General features: G+C 40.0%; 18 protein-coding genes. 12 read left to right on the forward strand and 6 right to left on the reverse strand.

Annotated elements, in window-relative coordinates; all coding sequences use genetic code 11:
- Positions 1–66 precede the first annotated feature (66 nt).
- Positions 67–237, forward strand: a complete 171-nt coding sequence (locus tag PGH07_RS05820) for a hypothetical protein (protein WP_289413374.1) — start codon at positions 67–69, stop codon at positions 235–237.
- Positions 238–243: 6 nt separating this feature from the next.
- Here the strand turns inward: PGH07_RS05820 and ppsA are convergent, their stop codons facing one another.
- Positions 244–2,640 carry a phosphoenolpyruvate synthase gene (gene ppsA / locus PGH07_RS05825; RefSeq protein ID WP_289413376.1) on the reverse strand — a complete coding sequence of 799 codons (2,397 nt, stop codon included), beginning with the start codon at positions 2,638–2,640 and terminating at the stop codon, positions 244–246.
- 112 nt (positions 2,641–2,752) lie between these two features.
- Between ppsA and PGH07_RS05830 the strand changes: the two genes are divergently transcribed.
- From PGH07_RS05830 to thiI, 3 genes are all read left to right on the forward strand, one after another.
- Positions 2,753–4,150, forward strand: coding sequence for an MBL fold metallo-hydrolase RNA specificity domain-containing protein (locus tag PGH07_RS05830; protein WP_289413378.1), 1,398 nt, complete (start codon positions 2,753–2,755; stop codon positions 4,148–4,150).
- Between the two features lie 10 nt (positions 4,151–4,160).
- Positions 4,161–4,976 carry an LOG family protein gene (locus PGH07_RS05835; protein WP_289413379.1) on the forward strand — a complete coding sequence of 272 codons (816 nt, stop codon included), beginning with the start codon at positions 4,161–4,163 and terminating at the stop codon, positions 4,974–4,976.
- A 138-nt stretch (positions 4,977–5,114) separates the two neighbouring features.
- Positions 5,115–6,578 (forward strand): tRNA uracil 4-sulfurtransferase ThiI, encoded by a 1,464-nt coding sequence (thiI, locus tag PGH07_RS05840; RefSeq protein ID WP_289413380.1) that lies wholly within the window; start codon positions 5,115–5,117, stop codon positions 6,576–6,578.
- Here the strand turns inward: thiI and PGH07_RS05845 are convergent.
- On the reverse strand, positions 6,571–9,003 hold the full coding sequence (locus tag PGH07_RS05845) for an EAL domain-containing protein (RefSeq protein WP_289413381.1): 2,433 nt from the start codon (positions 9,001–9,003) through the stop codon (positions 6,571–6,573). The genes thiI and PGH07_RS05845 overlap by 8 nt on opposite strands.
- A gap of 296 nt (positions 9,004–9,299) precedes the next feature.
- Between PGH07_RS05845 and PGH07_RS05850 the strand changes: the two genes are divergently transcribed.
- Positions 9,300–10,793 carry a DEAD/DEAH box helicase gene (locus PGH07_RS05850; protein ID WP_289413383.1) on the forward strand — a complete coding sequence of 498 codons (1,494 nt, stop codon included), beginning with the start codon at positions 9,300–9,302 and terminating at the stop codon, positions 10,791–10,793.
- A gap of 197 nt (positions 10,794–10,990) precedes the next feature.
- The gene (locus tag PGH07_RS05855) at positions 10,991–11,320 is read left to right on the forward strand and encodes a hypothetical protein (protein ID WP_289413385.1); all 330 of its coding nucleotides are present in this window, start codon (positions 10,991–10,993) and stop codon (positions 11,318–11,320) included.
- Positions 11,321–11,573: 253 nt separating this feature from the next.
- On the opposite strand, the gene PGH07_RS05860 is transcribed toward PGH07_RS05855, so the two are convergent.
- The 3 genes from PGH07_RS05860 to PGH07_RS05870 all read right to left on the reverse strand — a co-directional run bounded on the left by PGH07_RS05860 (position 11,574) and on the right by PGH07_RS05870 (position 13,397).
- Positions 11,574–12,026 (reverse strand): threonine/serine exporter family protein, encoded by a 453-nt coding sequence (locus PGH07_RS05860; RefSeq protein ID WP_289413387.1) that lies wholly within the window; start codon positions 12,024–12,026, stop codon positions 11,574–11,576.
- Positions 12,023–12,784, reverse strand: coding sequence for a threonine/serine exporter family protein (locus PGH07_RS05865; RefSeq protein WP_289413389.1), 762 nt, complete (start codon positions 12,782–12,784; stop codon positions 12,023–12,025). The genes PGH07_RS05860 and PGH07_RS05865 overlap by 4 nt, the downstream gene beginning before the upstream one ends.
- Positions 12,785–13,001: 217 nt before the next feature.
- Positions 13,002–13,397 carry a hypothetical protein gene (locus PGH07_RS05870; RefSeq protein WP_289413391.1) on the reverse strand — a complete coding sequence of 132 codons (396 nt, stop codon included), beginning with the start codon at positions 13,395–13,397 and terminating at the stop codon, positions 13,002–13,004.
- A 234-nt stretch (positions 13,398–13,631) separates the two neighbouring features.
- Between PGH07_RS05870 and PGH07_RS05875 the strand changes: the two genes are divergently transcribed.
- From PGH07_RS05875 to PGH07_RS05885, 3 genes are all read left to right on the forward strand, one after another.
- On the forward strand, positions 13,632–14,168 hold the full coding sequence (locus PGH07_RS05875; protein WP_289413393.1) for a J domain-containing protein: 537 nt from the start codon (positions 13,632–13,634) through the stop codon (positions 14,166–14,168).
- 107 nt (positions 14,169–14,275) lie between these two features.
- Entirely contained in the window at positions 14,276–14,686 is a 411-nt protein-coding gene (locus PGH07_RS05880) for a MarR family winged helix-turn-helix transcriptional regulator (protein ID WP_289413395.1), read from the forward strand.
- 11 nt (positions 14,687–14,697) lie between these two features.
- The gene (locus PGH07_RS05885; RefSeq protein WP_289413396.1) at positions 14,698–15,117 is read left to right on the forward strand and encodes a DUF1330 domain-containing protein; all 420 of its coding nucleotides are present in this window, start codon (positions 14,698–14,700) and stop codon (positions 15,115–15,117) included.
- Positions 15,118–15,188: 71 nt separating this feature from the next.
- Here PGH07_RS05885 and PGH07_RS05890 read toward each other — a convergent pair whose 3' ends face one another.
- Positions 15,189–16,145 (reverse strand): hypothetical protein, encoded by a 957-nt coding sequence (locus tag PGH07_RS05890; protein WP_289413397.1) that lies wholly within the window; start codon positions 16,143–16,145, stop codon positions 15,189–15,191.
- Between the two features lie 237 nt (positions 16,146–16,382).
- Between PGH07_RS05890 and PGH07_RS05895 the strand changes: the two genes are divergently transcribed.
- The 3 genes from PGH07_RS05895 to PGH07_RS05905 all read left to right on the forward strand — a co-directional run bounded on the left by PGH07_RS05895 (position 16,383) and on the right by PGH07_RS05905 (position 19,278).
- Positions 16,383–16,994 (forward strand): ester cyclase, encoded by a 612-nt coding sequence (locus PGH07_RS05895; RefSeq protein WP_289413398.1) that lies wholly within the window; start codon positions 16,383–16,385, stop codon positions 16,992–16,994.
- 336 nt (positions 16,995–17,330) lie between these two features.
- Entirely contained in the window at positions 17,331–18,350 is a 1,020-nt protein-coding gene (locus PGH07_RS05900) for a cytochrome-c peroxidase (RefSeq protein WP_289413399.1), read from the forward strand.
- 79 nt (positions 18,351–18,429) lie between these two features.
- Positions 18,430–19,278, forward strand: coding sequence for a M90 family metallopeptidase (locus PGH07_RS05905; protein ID WP_289413400.1), 849 nt, complete (start codon positions 18,430–18,432; stop codon positions 19,276–19,278).
- Positions 19,279–19,318 lie beyond the last annotated feature (40 nt).

Consider the following 19,318-nt stretch of genomic DNA (forward strand, 5'->3'; position numbering starts at 1 on the left):
CATGTCAAAGTTAATTTGTCCTATGATTGATACAGGTAAATACCTAATACAATTAAAGGATGGAATATGATTGATAAAAAGAAAGTGAATAAATATCTCAAAAAAAATCTGAAGAATTTACTCAAACAAGAGTTGAAACAAGAAGTTAAAAAGAATATCAAACATTATAAAGAAGAAGAGCAGATCGCTAAAGGTGAAAAAACAAAAACCAAAAAAAGTAAAAAGAAAAAAAGCTAAAAGAGGCTAATCCTCTTTAGCCTCGATCTGACTGACGAGTTGTATGGTTGACATAACACTATCGGGATTGAGACTGATAGAGTCAATTCCCATCTTTACCAGGGATTCTGCAATCTCAGGATAATCTGATGGTGCCTGTCCGCAAATACCGCTATGTCTACCGTTACGTTTAGCTCCCTCAATAGCCATTTCTATCAGTTTCAAGACTCCGCTGTCTCGTTCATCATAATCAAACGCCACGATATCACTGTCTCGGTCTACTCCTAATGTAAGCTGTGTCAGGTCATTACTTCCGATACTAAACCCGTCAAAATACTCACTAAATGCATCAATGCTGATCACATTACTTGGCAGTTCACACATCATATAGACCTTGAGTCCATTCTCACCCCTTTTGAGACCATACTTCTCCATCGTCTCTATTACCTGTTTGGCTTCAGCTACCCTTCGGCAAAACGGGATCATCAGAATCACATTATCAAAGCCCATCTCTTCTCGTACCCGCTTCATTGCAGCACACTCCATTGCAAAGCCCTCTTCATAGTCTGGGTGGCTGTAACGTGAGGCTCCACGGAATCCTATCATTGGGTTCTCTTCACTTGGCTCAAAGAACACTCCTCCTATCAATGATGCATATTCGTTGGACTTGAAGTCACTCATACGCACGACACAAGGTTTAGGATAAACTGATGAAGCGATAGTGGCTACTCCCTCAGAGAGTGTTTTGACAAAAAATGTCTTGTTATCCTCATAATCGATCGTTAACCGGTTGAGCTCACTTTTTGTTTTCTCATCAGTCCTTTCAGGATAAAGCAGTGCCATCGGATGTGCCTTGATCGCTGAATTGATAATAAACTCCATTCTTGCAAGCCCTATCCCCTCTACCGGGAGAGAAGCTAGAGTAAATGCCATCTCCGGATTTCCTAGGTTCATCATGATCTCAGTCTTGGTTTTAGGAAGATCCCTAAGGTCTGTTTTGACTACTTCAAAGTCTAACAATCCTTCATAGACTTTCCCTCGCTCACCTTCTGCACAGCTTACCGTAACCTCATCCCCCTCCTGTAGAAGTTCAAACGCATTCTGGGCACCTACAACTGCAGGGATACCAAGCTCACGTGAAACGATCGCAGCATGACAGGTACGTCCGCCTGTTTCTGTGATGATAGCTGAAGCGATCTTCATCACCGGTTCCCAATCAGGACTGGTCGTTTTAGCAACAAGTACATTACCTTCTCTAAAATGCTCCAATGCTCTCAGGTCATCCATCTTATGAACCTGTCCGCTTCCTATCTTTTTACCGACTGCTTGACCTTCGATAAGCAACTTTGCCTTTTCTTTAAGTCTATAGGTTTCCAATATATGGGCTTGCGTTTTAGAATGTACCGTCTCAGGGCGAGCCTGTACCATATAGAGTCTCCCATCTATCCCGTCTTTAGCCCATTCCATATCCATCGGACGTTTGATACCTGCTTGCTTGGTATAATGTTTTTCCACCTTTATCGCATACTCAGCAAGCTGCAGTACCTCATCATCCGTAATACAAAAACGATGCTGCTCTTCTGATGTAGTCGGCTCGTTACGTATTAACTCTTCTGCATTACTCTCATTAAACACCATACGCAGTGTTTTGGTTCCTTTACGCCGTTTGAGGACACTTTTACAGCCTTTCTCAAAAGTAGGCTTATGCACATAGAAGCTATCGGGTTCGATAGTACCCTGTACGATATTTTCTCCAAGGCCGTAGCTTGCATTGATGAATACTACATCTTCAAACCCATTCTCTGTGTCGATAGAGAACATTACCCCGCTCTGACCGATATCACTGCGGACCATTTTCATCATCACTACACTTAGATAGACTTTGAGATAGTCAAACCCATGAACAAACTTATAGTGGATAGAACGGTCTGTAAAATTAGAAGCCAGACACTTCTTATAACTTTCAATCAGCTCTGCATAGGTACGTATATTTAAAAAAGTTTCATTCTGACCGGCAAAAGAAGCATTAGGTGAGTCTTCAGCCGTAGCAGAGCTTCTTACAGCCAAACTCATCTCATCACCATACTCAGTCTTGAGTGCTTCAAAACCTTCTTTGATCTCACGCTCTATCGTTTCGGGGAGTTGACAAGCATAGACGATCTCCCGGCACTTTCGTCCGCATGTTTGTAAAGATACAACATCCTCAGGGTCTAGATTCTTTAACTCAGTTTCAAGTTCTTCCCATGCATTGTTGAAGCTAAGTATCTCTTCATATGCTTTGGCAGTCACTGCAAACCCGTTAGGTATAAGTATCCCTTCTGCACTAAGATGACGATACATCTCTCCTAAAGAAGCATTTTTGCCTCCTACAAGATCTACATCATCCATCCCCAGCTCATTAAACCATTTGATATATTCTGACATAGTGTATCCTTTCACCAATTGACTATTGTACCGCTAAAAAAATTAAATTCAATCTTCTTTGACATCAAGTTTCAATTTGAGCTACAATAAGTTAAGTAGAAAAGGAGTTCTCATGGCTTATGTACAATCCTTCGGAGCTGCAGAGACAGTAACAGGTTCCTGTCACTTGTTACAGCTGCAAAACGGTATCAATATCTTGATAGATTGCGGAATGTTCCAGGGATTGGTTGAAGAAGACAACCGTAATCCTTTCGGATTTGATCCGAGTGAGATAGATTTTCTGTTGATTACTCATGGTCACCTTGATCATGTCGGGCGTATTCCCAAACTTATCAAAGAGGGCTTCAATGGTACCATCATTACTACTAAACCTACGTTGGACCTGGCTGAAATAGTATTGATGGATAGTGCAAAACTTCAAGAAGAGAGTTATAAAACTGCTTACAAAAAAGCACAACGTATCGGAGAAGAAGAAAACGTACCTAAACCTCTTTACATGAAAGATGATATACCTCTGATCTTCCAATTACCAAAAATACATGCAAACTATGATCAACCGTTTTCTCTAGGTCACGGAATCAATGTAACTTTCAAAAATGCCGGACATATTTTAGGCTCTGCGGTCATCCAGATCACTTTTGAGGATGATGGTGTACCAAAGACTGTAGTCTTTAGTGGAGACCTTGGTAATAAATATGATCTGGTCTTACCTGCACCTGATATCCTTGATGAGGCTGATGTACTATTTATTGAATCCACTTATGGTGACAGAAATCATAAAGGTATCAATGAAACTGACGAAGAGCTTGGTTCGGTTATCAAAGAGACGATCAATAATGATGGAAATGTCCTTATCCCTTCCTTTGCTATAGATCGTACGCAGGATATTCTATGTATGCTTAAAAAGATGTATGATAAAGGTGAACTCCCTGTATGCAAGATCTATCTTGACTCACCCATGGCGATACGTGCGACTGAGATATACAAAAAGTATCCTGAAGAGCTTAGTCAGTGCTGTAACGAATTGTTAGAGCGTGACGGCACGATATTTGACTTTCCTTATCTTAACTACACCCTCAATGTCAAAGAATCCATGATGATCAATGAAGAGGAGTCGGGCTGTATCATCATTGCAGGGGCAGGAATGTGTAACGGCGGCCGTATCCTTCAGCACTTCAAACACCGGTTGTGGAATGAAAAAAATGCATTGGTATTTGTAGGCTACCAGGCAAAAGGTACGCTGGGGAGAAAGATCGTTGACGGGGAGAGAAAGATCAATATCTATAATGAAGATATCATCATCAAGGCACAGGTTCATACGATCAACGGTTTTTCAGCTCATGCTGATCAGAATGAACTGATCGAATGGATGCAAAACTTCAAAAAGCTTGGAAAGGTGTTTTTGATACATGGAGAAAGAGATAAGCAGGAGATTTTCCAGCAAGAGATCAAAAAACGTATGAATAAAAAGTCTCACATTGTTAAATATGCTGAAGAGATAGGGATATAAAGGAGTAATGATGCTACGACATTCAAAAGCCAATAAAGCCAATGCAAGCTTTTTATACCATGATGAGGCCAGAGGCGTCAGATTACAGCTGGACTATCTCAAGGCAGAAGTCGCGATGCGAGAGCATCATATCGAACATACGATTGTTGTATTTGGCAGTGCACGTATCATAGAACCTGAAGTTGCCATACAGGCACATGCTGAAGCCGAAAAAAATTTGGAACAGGCCCCTGACTCTCCTCAACTTCAAGTTGCATTGAAAAGAGCTACGGCTATGTTGAAAAAAAGTATTCACTATGAGGAAGCACGGGCATTTGGACGACTGGTCGGTGCCAGTGGAAAGGGTCCTCATGATTCACGTATCACATTGATGACCGGTGCAGGACCGGGTATTATGGAGGCAGCCAATCGGGGAGCAACCGACGTTGGTGCAAAATCCATTGGACTCAAAATAGAACTCCCTTTTGAACAAACATCAAACCCTTATATCACACCTGAGCTCAATTTTGTGTTTCACTACTTTGCTATACGAAAACTCCATTTTATGCACCGAGCCAAAGCACTGGTAGTTTTTCCGGGAGGATTTGGGACACTGGATGAACTCTTTGAGGTACTTACCCTGATCCAGACAGACACAAGCGAACCGATGCCAGTTATTCTTATCCACCGCGAGTATTGGGATAGGCTGATTAACTTTGAAATGCTTAGAGACGAAGAGATGATCTCAGATACTGACTATAATCTTCTAAGCTATGCTGAGAATGCTCAAGAGGCCTGGAATAGCATACTGAAGTGGTATAGTGATAGAGGTAATCCACTGTGCTAATTTCAACATTACTTTGCCTATGCGATACCTGCTAGTAGGTATGGTTTTTACATTATATTTTGACTTATGAACTTTGAAATCTGCAACACCAATCCTACTATGTTATAATTTCACCAATTTTAATGAAGGATTAACTTCGTGGACGTATCAGCAAACAAAACACAAAAATTTATTCTTAAACTCTTTCCTGAGATCATGGTCAAGGGTGACGCTGCAAAAAAGCAGATGGTCGGACAACTCTATAACAATCTCCTAGCACTTCTTCGCCCGCTTAGTGAAACAATGCATATCAAAAAATTCAGTGATAAGATCGAAGTGGTCACACCTATAGCATTGGTTGGAGAGGTTAGACAGATCCTTCTTGATACCCCGGGTATTGACCAGGTACTCGAAGCACTGCAGTTTGATGAAATGAAAAGCCTTGATCAGATCAAAGCTAAAGTATGTGAAGTGGTTGCAGAGAGTCTTAAGGACAAAAGCTTTGTTGTACGTGCGAAACGTACCGGAACACATGAGTTTAACTCATCTTTGATGGAGCGTACAGTCGGCGGATATATCCTTGCACATTCAAATGCTCGCAGCGTTGATCTTCACCATCCAGAGATCACGGTACGTATCGAACTGATCAATAATCAACTCAACATCATCACCGACAAGCACAATGGACTTGGCGGCTATCCTATCGGAACACAAGGTGACATCCTCTCTTTGATGTCGGGAGGATTTGACTCTACGGTTGCCAGTTATCTCACGATGAAACGCGGGATCAAAACCCACTTTATCTTCTTCAATCTTGGGGGTGCTGCCCATGAGATCGGCGTAAAACAGGTTGCACTCTATCTTTGGAACAAGTTTGGTGCCTCACACCGTGTGAAATTCGTCTCTGTACCTTTTGATGCAGTAGTGGAAGAGATCTTCCGTTCTACCGCAGAAACCTATATGGGGGTTACGCTTAAACGTTTGATGCTTATGGCTGCAGAAAAGATCGCTGATGAAATGGAGATCGATGCACTGCTGACAGGAGAGAGTGTTGCACAGGTCAGCAGCCAAACCTTGCGCAACCTTGCACTTATCGATCAGGTCACCAATAAACTCGTCCTTCGTCCACTGGCAACGATGAACAAACCGGATATCATTGATATCGCTACTAAGATAGGTACACGATTCTTTGCTGAGAATATGCCTGAATACTGTGGTGTGATCTCCAAAAACCCTATCACACACGGTTCTTACAAGCGTATGGAAAAAGAAGCCAAACGTTTTGACTATACTGTACTTGATAAAGCGGTAGAAGACGCAAAAACGATATGGGTTGATGAGATCATCGATGATGTTACTCAAAGTGCACCAGTAGAGATAGTCACCACGCTTGATCCTGAAAAAAATGTGGTGATCGATATCCGTGCAGGTCAAGAGTGTATCTCTACACCTTGTGAAACTATCAAAATACCATTTCACAAACTCAAAACAGAGTTTAAAAAGCTGCCTAAAGACAAAGATTATTTACTCTATTGTGAAAAAGGTATCATGAGCCAGCTGCATGCGCAATATCTCAGAGATAAAGATAAAGAAGAGAATGTAAAGGTCTATCGTCCTAGCTAAGTTTTGCGCTGATCTCTTCAGCTGACATAGGTTTTCCTACATAATATCCCTGAACATAGGTACAGTTATGATCTCTTAGGAATTCCAACTCTTCTTTGCTCTCAACACCTTCAGCAATCGTATCTATATTCAGAGCTCCTGCCAAAGCCAGCATCGCCTCTACTATGACCACATCCTCCTTGACTTCAGGGATATTTTTGACAAAAGATTGATCGATCTTTAATTTCTTGACAGGAAGCCGTTTCAGATATGCTAATGAAGTATAGCCTGTTCCAAAATCATCCATAGCGATCTCTATACCCATATTGCTAAGTTCCTGCAGCCTGGAGATGAACTCTTCGGGATTATGCATCATCTGCTTCTCAGTGATCTCCAGTTCCAACCACTTCGGTTCGAAACCACTCTCTTGCATACAATTTTTAAGCACATCTATAAAATGTTCACTTCTTAACTGTCTTAAAGAGAGATTCAGAGATAAAATACCGGGATTTAGACCTTCATGATACCATCTTGCTATCTGATCCATCGCTGTTCTCATCACCCATTGATCAATTTCGATGATAAGGCCGGATTCTTCCGCTATTGAGATGAACTTATCAGCCGACACTACTCCAAACTCTTTGTGGTTCCATCGTATCAATGCTTCCAAACCTATATGTTCCAGTGTGTCTGCTTTGACCTGTTGCTGGTACAGTAAAGAGAACTCATGATTTCTTATTGCTTCGCGCAGGTTGGTCTGTATGACTACCCGTTCCATCGCCATCTCAGTCAGTTCATAGGAGTAGAACTGATAGTTGCTTCTCCCCTCTTCTTTTGCTTTATACATTGCTGCATCTGCATACTTGATCAGATCACTGGCTTTTTCACTGTCTTGAGGGCAAAAACTGATACCGATACTACATGAGATATAGAGTGAATGCTCTTCAATATGGAATGGTTGGGTCAATGTCTCCTGTATATGTTTTGCCAACACAGCAGCATCACTCATCTTTTCGATATCCTTCATAATGATCGTAAACTCGTCCCCACCCAATCGTGCAAGTGTATCTTTAGCACGGATCGTTCCTTTGAGACGTTCAGAGACAATTACAAGCACCCTATCTCCCACTTGATGCCCCAAAGAATCATTGATCTGTTTAAAGTTATCCAAATCAATAAAGAAGAGTGCCAACTTTTTATTGGATTTTCTTGTCTCATCGATCTCTTGCTGCAATCTGATATTGAAATATTTTCTGTTAGGCAGATCGGTCAATGTATCATGGTTTGCCTGATACTCCAAGACATCTTTTTGTTCAAGTAATGCCTGTTGTGTTTTTTTCTTATCCGTGATATCTTTCCATATCACATAGATCACCTTACGATCGTCAAGCTCCATCGGTGTCATAGTTACATCTACATAGAAGTCCTCTCCGGTTGCTTTTCTAAGGACCCACTCAAACTGATGTATCTTATTAGTGCGTGCGATCTCTACCATCTCTTCGACTTTTTTATACGAATCACGTCCGTCAGGCTGACGCGGTGGAGAAAGCTTTGAAGGATGAAGGTTCAAGACCTCCTCTTTGGAACTGTACTCCAGCATATCAACGATCATCTGATTACATCGTACCATTTTTCCATTTTCCAAGATCAAAATACCATCTGAGGATTTTTCATAAAGTGTCTCAAATATATCTTTCTGCTTTGCAAGCTTCTTGGTCTTAGAGCTGATCTCTTTTTTCAAACGGTGGGTATAGGCTTCACTATCTGCACGCATTCTAGCGATCAAGATACCTATGATCAATAAAAATATCAGATATACAATGATCGATCCTGTAAGCATATTTTGGAAGTTTTCATACATTGCACTAAAATATCCGCGGTCTTTGATCTGTATATTAAGTACTCCTCTTACATCACCGACTTTATAACCAAAGCCGGTGAGATAGTTTTCTCGTATAAAAGGAAGGGTCTGCTCTTTGTCCCCATGACACTGTATACAAGATTGTGTTATTCGTAACGGCTTTATATAATGATAGGTATCCTCTTTTTTAACAAATATCTCATTTTCTTCAGGATGTTCTTCGAAGTAATTGATCATCTCCATTTCAAACGCGTTCGCCTTATTGTTAGGATTGCGCGGTTGATCCGAAACGCTTCTGATCAAGACCTCTTCATTCGTATGTTCGGAAAAACGTTGGCTGATTTGAGAAAGACTTTTTACGGGCATGAGTTCAAGTGTAGATTCATTGATATCGATATGACCTTGATCCAGGATATCCTGATAGGTTTTACTAAATGCATCGATAAAATCAGAAATGGTATGTATCTCATTTTGCAGTATCGTTTTTTTGGTAAATTGCATCTGGTGGTCATATTCATAGACCTTATAGCCCAGCATCCCTAACAACAATAATGATAAAACGATAAATACATTTATATTTCTCATAGTGATACCTAGAACATTTATTGTATCATATTTTAATAACTTATAATAACTTATTTATTTCACCTAATTTATACACCCCCCTATCTTTATTTCCTAAAAACTGCTATAATTCCGAACTTTTATGCAAGAGTGTACTAAACTCTATTTATGAGATAGCATCTTATCTCCTTTATCCTCGCTATATACGCGACACAGTTTGGTATCAACTGCAAAAAACAGGTTTTTACACCTCTTGATACTATAAATATAAATACCAAGATACAGCAATCACCGACAATTTAATACAAAGTAACAAAATGAAATTTACAGATTTTAATCTCAAAGAGAGTATCCAACAAGCTGTGACTGAGGCCGGTTTTACTGAGCCAAGTCCCGTTCAACAAGAAGCAATCCCTTTAGTCCTAGATGGACATGACATGATCGCTCAAGCACAAACCGGTACAGGTAAAACTGCAGCATTTGGTCTACCGATCATGAGTATGATGGAGGCTGATGGCAGTGTCGAAGGGTTGGTTATCGTTCCTACACGTGAGCTTGCAATGCAGGTAAGTGACGAACTTTACCGTTTTGGTCAAAAATCAGGACTTAAAACCGCAACCGTTTACGGTGGTACAGCATACGGTAAACAGATAGACCGTATCAAACAAGCCTCAATCGTTGTAGCAACTCCGGGACGTCTTCAGGATCTTCTTGAAAGCGGAAAGATCAAGATAAGCCCAAAATTTGTCGTACTTGATGAAGCTGATGAGATGCTGGATATGGGATTCCTCGATGAGATCAAGAACATTTTCAAATTCATGCCAAAAGATCGTCAGACACTTATGTTCTCTGCAACTATGCCAAAGGCGATCCGTAAACTGGCTGAAGAGATCCTTGAAGATCCAAAAACTGTTTCTATCACAAAATCAGAAACTACCAATACAAAGATCGCTCAACAGTACTATGTTGTTCAAGAACATGAGAGAGATGATGCACTGGTCAGACTAATTGACTACAAAAACCCTACAAAATGTATCATCTTCTGCCGTATGAAAAAAGAGGTCGACAGACTTGTAGCCCATCTTACAGCTCAAGGGTTCAAGGTAAGCGGTCTACACGGTGATATGGAGCAGAAACAAAGAGAAGTAACTATCCGTGCCTTCAAACAAGGCGGGATCGATATCTTCGTTGCAACCGATGTTGCTGCACGTGGTCTGGATGTCAATGATGTAACTCATGTTTTCAACTATCATATCCCATTTGACTCTGAGTCGTACGTTCACCGTATCGGACGTACTGGTCGTGGTGGAAAATCAGGTGAGGCGATCACTTTGGTAAGTCCAAATGAACTACGTACTATCAAACGTATCGAAAAAGATGTCGGTACACAAATGAGTACAGAGATCATCCCTACACGTATAGAAGTACAAAATGCAAAGGCTAGCGAACTGATCTCAAAGATTGCTGAGACCAGAGTGACTGAGGGTGCTATCAACCTCGTTAAAACACTTCAACACGACCTTGATATCGTGACTATTGCACACCTGCTTGCATCAATGATCCAAGAGGAAAATGAAGTAAAAGGTAAAGACAAGATCGGTCTAAACCATGAAGAGATTGCCCATGCTCTAGAGAGATCTAGAGAAGACAGAGGCAATAAAAACAAAGGTAGGGGACGTCAAAGAAGAAGACGTGATGATCGTAACCGTAATGAGAGCGGTGGGGACAGACGCCCTAAAAACCGTAACCGAAGCGGTGGCGGAAGCGGACGTGACAGCCGTAACGCTGGACGCGGAAGCAACAGAGGGTAGTTTTACCCTCCTCTCCTTTTAATTTATCCTCATTTTTAATCATCTTTTACTCCCAAACACATATTTTTTACAATAAGACATTCTTTGATATACTACTTATATTACAAACAAGGGGATTGAGGACATTGTCTCTCAGAGAGTGCATGCAATAGGTTCCTCTAATAAATAGTTAAACAAAAAAATTAAGTGTGATATATATGAGTTACGAACCTAATGTGATTCCATTAAAGAAAAGAGCCTTTAATATTGTTGGGTCAATCGGTTTACTGATCTATGGAGGGTATGGGATATATATCAACGACCTTTATATTCCAGGGAAAAGAAGTTCCGGTATTCACCTTCATGATAATCCAGCACTAATCATGTATGTTGCTTTCATATGCTCTTGCCTAGTAATGTTGTCTGTTGTAGTCGATCACTATGATAAAAGAAATAATGAGTACAAATACAAATTGTTTGCAAGAACATTAGAATATCTTGGTTGGGGATTATTCGCTACAGCTTTATTGTTGCAAATTTCTGTGTAACAAATAAGTAGAAATAAATTTTGACTCGTTCCCATCATCCCGATGGGAATGCAGACTAGAATGTGATGTGTCATTAGAGGTTTTATAATGACTGAAAGTTATGTATATACTCATATCTTGAGGTTGGGAGCGAGAAATGAGATTCTGCTAATATCATGCATGGGTATGCATCCCGCAAGCTGGAGCTTGGGGAAGATGGAAAGTAAAAAAAGAATTCCCCGTGCTATGAAGAAGCATTTAACAGTACGACCTCCTAGAGTATTTTAAACCTGTATTTTTTTATAAACTGTGTTGGCAATACAATCCCGATAGCAATAGCCCCAAACACAAACCATGTTTTTAAACCGTAATGCAGAGACTGGATAATAAGCTCTTGATTGTTGATCTGATGTGTTGAGATCTGAATGAAACCTATCATCGCTTTATAAGCATTAACCGTAGGGACTAAAACAATCGAGCTGCTGATCGCATAAACTAAAATAGGTATATTTTGCAGGTGAGAGAAATAAAGACTGACAGAACCTATAAAAAACGCTGCGATAAATGTTGAAAATTCTAAACTGAAGTTGTAAAGCAACATATATTTTTTAATAAATACAGCCCCGATCCCAAGGATAATAATAGGGATCAAGGAACGTTTTGGAGCATTGAAAAGAATTGCAAAAGATAAAGAAACAAAAAAACCGATGCTGATATCAAGGATCATAAAAACTTCTCCACACCCAAAATATTCAATGCCAAAGATATCCCGATAGCGATAGCAAATGAAATGATCACTCCCCGTACTCCTCGAACAAGACCTGTGGTATAGTGCCGTTTTGTAAGATCGTTGACAGAGTTAATAAACGCAACACTTGGAACCAAAAAGAGGATTGATGAAGCGATTGCTATATGGGCCATCTCATTATGAAGCGTTAAAAGACCAGAGCTTATTGTTGTGACAAAAGAGACGAGAATGATGGCGATAAAAGGGTTAAAGTATTGCTTTAATAAAAAACCATTAAGATAAAACCCTATAGTAGCAGCGATAAACGTTGCTGCACATATGTAAAGATCCCCGCCAAAAAGCAAACTAAACGAGCCACATCCGATACCCGCCATAATGTTACGTAAATAATAAGGATACATAGGACTCAAACTCGCTTCGTCTTTGAGCTCTTCAAGAAGCTTCTCGCTATCTGCAGTTGCATCTATTTGCTCGATTATCCCCATCATTTTGTCAAGTACGGTAAAATTGACATCCTGCCTCTCTACTTTGTAGAGTTTCGTATTATAGACCTTTCCATTTGAGGACAAGCTCAACAAAATTGCATTTGGTAAGATCAAAATTGTAAGATCCTGGCAGCCAAGTTTCATTGCAGCTTTGTTTATACTTGTCTCTACAAGCTCTGTTTCTGCTCCGTGTTGTAAAAGCAGTTTGCCTATTTGTGAGAGTAGATCTATGGTTTGCTTTTCATTGTTCACTTGCTTGTTCACCTTCTCTTGAAGGTGAAATTATACTTGAAGTTTTCTCTTTTGCAGCGATAAAATACAGCTCTTTTTTTCTTGCCTCATTTGTATCGTTTCGATGGGAATACAGACAAGAATGTAATGAATCATGAGAAGTCTTATATTGACTAAAAGTTATGTATTGACTTACAATAGAACGATTGGAGTGAAAAAAATGAAAAGTAAAAAAACGTCATAACTCAAAAGATAGATTAGCAAATACCCCTTCGACACTTTGCGCACTTTTGTAGCGGGTACGTAGCATTCTTACCTTTTTGGTCTTCATATCACATACGGCTATGCGGAAACTCATACCCATTTGTGGTTCAACAATGCAGATGATCTTTCCTTCATACTCCCGTGTAGCGTGGATGATACCCTGTAGTTTTGGGAAGAAGTATTTTGGATAGCTTAGCGGTGTGATCTCTACGATCTTGACTGTATCAGGTTGCTCAAGGGTGTCCAGTATAAGCTGTGCATCTTCCAAACTATCAAACTGTACACACCAGTCATCAAAAACCTTATTGAAATGCTTTAGATCTTCATCTAAAAAACCTCCGGCAATTGATTGTAAAGCAAAAATACCCATTCATTTTATCCTATTTTATCAAGGCATAATTTTAACATAATTAGAGGGACAACAGCAATACACCCAAGGATTGAATGAGTGCTTTTTTGTCTTTCAACAATAGATCAAACTGCGTGTATAAAAAAATAAACAGCTTTTATCCCCTTGTTCAGTACGTTAAAAATTACAATGTAACTATACGATTAGTATGGTTATTGCATATCATTATAATTACCCTCTAAGAGGAGATAGTTCATGCACTACAAAGGCAGTCCTATAGAAGAAGTACAGTGGATCATTTGGAATGGTACTCTGGGCATCAGTGATTTAGTTACCATAGGAAGGATCGAAGAAGGTCCTGAGGGCATCAATGTCTGGCTGGAAGTACCTTACGATATGGTAGGCCCGCTCAGTCTTGAAGAGCTTGAGAAAAATGGTCTGACCAGCTTCGCTGCGTGTATGGTCATGTCACGCGAAAGATGGCAGAAAGATCAGGTACAGTTTCGTCAGGAAGCTATTCAAAAACACCGTGAAGCCCAGCAGAAACTCTTTGAAGACCTTGTCCGATCTAATGCAAAAAAGAGACGCCAGGCAACCCGTATACAACTGTTTAATGAACAAGAGTATCGAGAACTGCTATGCTTGCCGATCGAAGGCGAGCTTGAAGAACCCCAGATCAACAGCGCTTACCGCAAGCTTGTCAAAAAGGCACACCCGGATGTCGGCGGCAGCCATGAACTATTTCTCCAGATCACAGAAGCGCGTGATGCTTTGCTAAAGGTTTTTCTATAGGTACCCACTGATCTGTTCAGTTGAATAATTATAATAATTAATAGATACTTGACAGCACAAGTTTTTTTTAATATACTTGCTTAATCAAATATTTATCAAGGATTTATATGACAAACAAATTAGATTGCCTTTTACAACTCTATTCACTTCAGACACAACTACAAAAAAGTGTTGATCGGCACCTCAGTCTACACGGGATCAGTCTATCTGAATTCTTTATCCTGTTTTATCTCGATAGCAGTGGCACGAAAGCCATGAGACGAATTGACCTTGCAGAACAGGTAGGGTTGAGTGCATCGGGTATCACTCGGGCACTGAATCCGTTGGAGAAAATCGGCCTGGTACAAAAAGAGATCAATCCGCGAGATGCCAGGGTCAGCTTGGTCAAACTCTCCATAAGCGGAGAGAAATTGTTCAAAGATGCCTTACAGACGATGATAACCTCATCAGAAAGTATACTGGAAAACTTGGACGATAAAGAGGTATTAACCCTGATTTCAATTCTGAAAAAAATATAAAGGTGACTTCAATGAAAACATATTTAGAAGCTTCCCAAGAGGGTGGAAGATCCCTTTTTTCAAGAAATATTACAGGTGAAGTCGTTATGTTGAACCTGCTTCGTTTTAGGAAGGAAGCGGATTATACCGACTTTCCGGAACTCTCTGCATCCTATACACTTACAGGCCGGGAAGCATATCAAAAATACATTGACCATACACTTCCCCTTCTTCGTAATAGCGGCGGCGATATTCTTTTCCTCGGTGAAGGAGCACATTATCTTATAGGCCCGGTCGAGGAGTCTTGGGATATGGTCATGATGGTAAGGCAAAACTCCTTAAAGGATTTTATGGCGTTTGCCGATGACCCGGAGTACCTTGCCGGTATCGGACATCGATATGCTGCCTTGGAAGACTCACGGTTGTTGCCGTTGACACAAATCAAAGGATAGTAAACCTAGCTGCCTGGACATCTATGACGACATAAGAGGAAAATACAGAGAATACCCTCCTCTTTCTTTTTTTACTTCTCTTTCGTCATATCCTTGACCCCATCCACATCGATCGGGGTAGACCACTTCGCATCAAATACCGTTTCCATAGACTCTACTTCCTCTCTAATATCAGCTATCCTTTGTTTTAGCTGTTCATGCAGTTGCGTATATCGCTTGTCAGAGGCTAACATCTCTTCTTCTTTTTGCTGTTTCCATCGATGTCTACTCAACTCTTCCGCTACTTCCGGAGCAACTGATTTGAGGATGGCTGCTTCCAGGAGTTCGGCTTTGTTTTCCACAACGTTAAGCTCGACACCTAGAGTCTGTCCTTTATCGATCCATGCCTGGTTTAGCTTGTTTCGTTTATTGCCGCTAAGAGTATAAGTAGGATAATGGGATACGATATCTTCATATCCACTACCAAAAAGTATAGGAATAGAAGTAAACTCAATATCCGGGTTGATAAGCTTCAAGTCGTTTTCAACCTTTTGGGCAAGGGAGCCGAAGATAGATTCTCCAGCAGGATCGAAATCGGTAATGGCGATAAGGTAAGCTCTATTGTGCTTTGCAGTACGGTTGAGATACTGGGCAATGTTTACAGATTCAAAGGATGGGATCTGTCCGGTACTGCTGTAGATACCGCATAACAGGGCTTCTGAGAGCATGTCCGTGCTTCGGGTCGGTTTCTCAGAAAAAAGTACAATTGGGGTGTTGTAGGTATGGGTATCATTGCTGAGTCCCTTGGTGATCACATTGAGCCTGCTATAGATCGTCACATCACCGTCCAAAAAAAGTTCATATAGGTACTCTCCGATCAGGCGGTTAACGTAGATATCCCATTTATCATCAGGCATATTTTTGAGATATTCAATCTCCCCTTTGAACTTATACCAGATGTCTCTGATATTTTCTACGCTATCCCCTGTAGCAAGAAACTGATCGATATATGCGGTAAGTTTTTTACGGATGCCTCTGTAGTGTTTCATAGTCAGCCTTTACCCATACAAAGTAAGGAACATTATAACAGTTTTCGATCCTTATACAATACTTATAAAAATCAAAGAATAAACATTTTATTGAAGTTTTTAGAAAAACAAATATTAATTTATATTATTTTATATAAAAAATATTAATTATATAAAACAATAATATTTATTGTATACTAAAAATGTAACAGTAAAAAATAGTGTGATTTTGACTCTAAATAAAAAAGGAGATAGATCATGACTACACAAAAAAGAATTCAACATATACTTGCACTAGCCGTAGTTTGCATCGGAGTTACTTTGGTTGCATGGGCAGAGGAGACAGAGACACCGGAAAATTTCAAATTGACAAAGTGTGAAGATAAAGCTGAAGTCCTTGCTGAGAAACTCAAATCGTTCACTGACGATGAAGCATTACAGAAACAACGCATCGCTACTTTTGATGAGCTTGATTTTGATTTTTACAGTAATCAGAAATGGGATAAGTTCAATCATAGTCATGCCGACAACATCAAAGTCTACTATCCGGATGGTAGCACCACTACAGGTTTGTTCCCGCAACATATTGATATGCTAACCCCACTATTCGTGTTTGCCCCAGATACAAAAATCAAGGAACACCCTATCGCATTTGGACGAGGTGAATGGACTTGTGTTGTCGGAGAGCTGGAAGGCACATTTTCTGCTCCTATGCCAATTGGAAATGGCAAAACATTGCCGCCTACCGGTAAAAAATTCAAACTCCGAATGGCTACTATCGGGAAATGGGGAGCAGATGGGAAAATGACTGAAGAGTATTTGTTCTGGGATAACCAGTCTCTTTTAAAACAAATCGGTTTGGCAGAGTAAATTGATTGTTCATCAAAAAGCAGTATATGGATACCACACCTGAAAAAAGTCTCATGTTGATATAGTAGACCACCTTCCCCACAATACAAATAGCATAATGCTATATTAACAGTATGATAAATGTTGATATTTGTTATAAATTTTTGTTACAATGTGGAAAGTGAGATGAAGGGATTATGACTTTCATATCGCATTAGGGGATGTCAATTACAGCTATCATAAATCATTTTTTAGAAAGTTTTATTAATGAGAGAAATTTTTTCTTAAATGATAATTTTTATTACAGATATAAGTATTACAATTGTACAATACTTATCTAATTCATAAGGAGAATAAATGAAAATGTCTAAAATTATAGCTGCATCACTTGTAGCATCATCAGTACTATTTGCCGGTTCATTAGCTGATAAAGCAAAAACAATGGGACTTTTACCGATCCCGACTGATAAAAGCGAACTCTCAAAACTGACTGATCCAAATGGTACGATCACACCGGAAAAAGTAGAACTGGGGAAACAGCTATACTTTGAACCTAGACTATCAAAAAGTGGATTGATCTCATGTAATACATGTCACAACCTTGGAATGGGTGGAGTAGACGGTGTTAGTGCTGCAGTAGGACATAACTGGACAGCAAACCCACACCATCTGAACTCACCGACAGTTTACAATGCTGTATTTGCAGAAAAACAGTTCTGGGACGGTAGAAGCCCGGATCTTGAAGACCAGGCACAAGGACCTATGCAGGCAATGCCTGAAATGGCTGCAGCTCCATCATTGGTTGTTGATAGGGTCAATACTATGCCAGAGTACGTTGAGGCATTCAAGAAAGCATATGGTGATGATGTAAAGATCAATTTTGAAACGATCACAGCAACAATCGGTAAATTTGAAAGAACATTGGTTACTCCATCACGTTTCGATGACTTCCTCAATGGTAAAGACGATGCACTTAGCGATGCAGAAAAAGAAGGTTTGGAGACATTTCTCGCAAAAGGGTGTATCGCATGTCACAGAGGTGTTGCACTTGGCGGCGGTATGCAGAAGTTCCCATTGATCGGAAAGTACAAATATGCAGATGTTGGTGACTTCAAGGGTGATAAGAACGGTATGGTAAAAGTACCTACGCTTAGAAACATCACTGAAACTGCTCCATATTTCCACAATGGTACGATCTGGTCACTTAAAGAGGCTGTACAAGAGATGGGAAGAACACAACTTGGTCAAGAGATCTCCGATGCAGATGCAGAAAAAATCGTAACATTCTTCAATGCACTTGAAGGAAGAAAACCGATGATAGAGTATCCACAACTTCCAAAGATCACTTCAGAAACTCCTAAACCTGATATGAAATAATCTGTAGAAGAGTCCGAAAGGACCCTTCTATCCTTCACCCCTCCTTCAATCTTTAACTCCTTTAAGCTATGATATCTTTATGAGTTATTATCTAGTACTGATTCAATTTTTCTTTGCCCTGGTCGCACTGTTTCTTTTCTGGAAGAGTGTTGAGTATTTTATAGGAATGTGGCGGTATAAAAAATTCAAAAATATGCCTTTACCTCCTACCTATAAACAGATACTACTCTCCTTACCTCACTATCTATATCTTCCAGGTGATCTTAGGGAAAAGATACATACCCGTATCCTTCTCTTTATCGATCAAAAGGAGTTTGTTGGAGTGAAGATGAAGATCACTGATGAGATCAAAGTGGTCATTGCCTTTTATGCTTCGCTTGTACGGTTGGGATTTGACCTTGATGAGCACGATACGGTAGCAACAATTATCATCTATCCTAAAGACTTTATCGTTGATCAGTCATATACTCATAACGGAATCCATGCCAATAAAACCTCTTTACTTGCCGGAGAGTCTGCCAATAGAATGGTCGTTATATCATGGCAGTATATTCAACATCACATCTCCAGTGAGAGTAAAGAGAACGTCATTATCCATGAATTTGCCCATGAACTGGACTTAGAAGACGGTATGCCTGATGGCACTCCCGAACTTGACACTTTTGCATCCTATCCTCGATATGCGCAAGCTTTTTCCAATGCATTTATCATCCTTACAAAACAGGTCAAACGTAACCTCATTACCAAACAGGCTGCCTTTTTAGGTACCTATGCTCTGGAAAATGAAGCAGAGTTTTTTGCTGTGTGCAGTGAAAGATTCTTCATGGCACCACACTCTCTAAAGAGATTTTTTCCCGATATTTACGAAGAGCTCCGTAACTTTTATAGACTAGACACTGACCTGCTTTTTGATAAATTTTCTTCTTAAGAGTCTAGTAAGTGAGTTATGCTACTATGTCATCAATATT

It is taken from the genome of Sulfurovum zhangzhouensis, from assembly GCF_030347965.1.
GTDB lineage: Bacteria > Campylobacterota > Campylobacteria > Campylobacterales > Sulfurovaceae > Sulfurovum > Sulfurovum zhangzhouensis.

Coding starts and splice junctions, on each gene's coding strand:
- PGH07_RS05850 (WP_289413383.1), top strand. CDS start 9,300: ATGAAATTTACAGATTTTAATCTCAAAGAGAGTATCCAACAAGCTGTG.
- PGH07_RS05820 (WP_289413374.1), top strand. CDS start 67: ATGATTGATAAAAAGAAAGTGAATAAATATCTCAAAAAAAATCTGAAG.
- PGH07_RS05835 (WP_289413379.1), top strand. CDS start 4,161: ATGCTACGACATTCAAAAGCCAATAAAGCCAATGCAAGCTTTTTATAC.
- PGH07_RS05845 (WP_289413381.1), bottom strand. CDS start 9,003: ATGAGAAATATAAATGTATTTATCGTTTTATCATTATTGTTGTTAGGG.
- PGH07_RS05860 (WP_289413387.1), bottom strand. CDS start 12,026: ATGATCCTTGATATCAGCATCGGTTTTTTTGTTTCTTTATCTTTTGCA.
- ppsA (WP_289413376.1), bottom strand. CDS start 2,640: ATGTCAGAATATATCAAATGGTTTAATGAGCTGGGGATGGATGATGTA.
- PGH07_RS05870 (WP_289413391.1), bottom strand. CDS start 13,397: ATGGGTATTTTTGCTTTACAATCAATTGCCGGAGGTTTTTTAGATGAA.
- PGH07_RS05895 (WP_289413398.1), top strand. CDS start 16,383: ATGACTACACAAAAAAGAATTCAACATATACTTGCACTAGCCGTAGTT.
- PGH07_RS05875 (WP_289413393.1), top strand. CDS start 13,632: ATGCACTACAAAGGCAGTCCTATAGAAGAAGTACAGTGGATCATTTGG.
- PGH07_RS05890 (WP_289413397.1), bottom strand. CDS start 16,145: ATGAAACACTACAGAGGCATCCGTAAAAAACTTACCGCATATATCGAT.
- PGH07_RS05900 (WP_289413399.1), top strand. CDS start 17,331: ATGAAAATGTCTAAAATTATAGCTGCATCACTTGTAGCATCATCAGTA.
- PGH07_RS05880 (WP_289413395.1), top strand. CDS start 14,276: ATGACAAACAAATTAGATTGCCTTTTACAACTCTATTCACTTCAGACA.
- PGH07_RS05830 (WP_289413378.1), top strand. CDS start 2,753: ATGGCTTATGTACAATCCTTCGGAGCTGCAGAGACAGTAACAGGTTCC.
- PGH07_RS05905 (WP_289413400.1), top strand. CDS start 18,430: ATGAGTTATTATCTAGTACTGATTCAATTTTTCTTTGCCCTGGTCGCA.
- PGH07_RS05885 (WP_289413396.1), top strand. CDS start 14,698: ATGAAAACATATTTAGAAGCTTCCCAAGAGGGTGGAAGATCCCTTTTT.
- PGH07_RS05855 (WP_289413385.1), top strand. CDS start 10,991: ATGAGTTACGAACCTAATGTGATTCCATTAAAGAAAAGAGCCTTTAAT.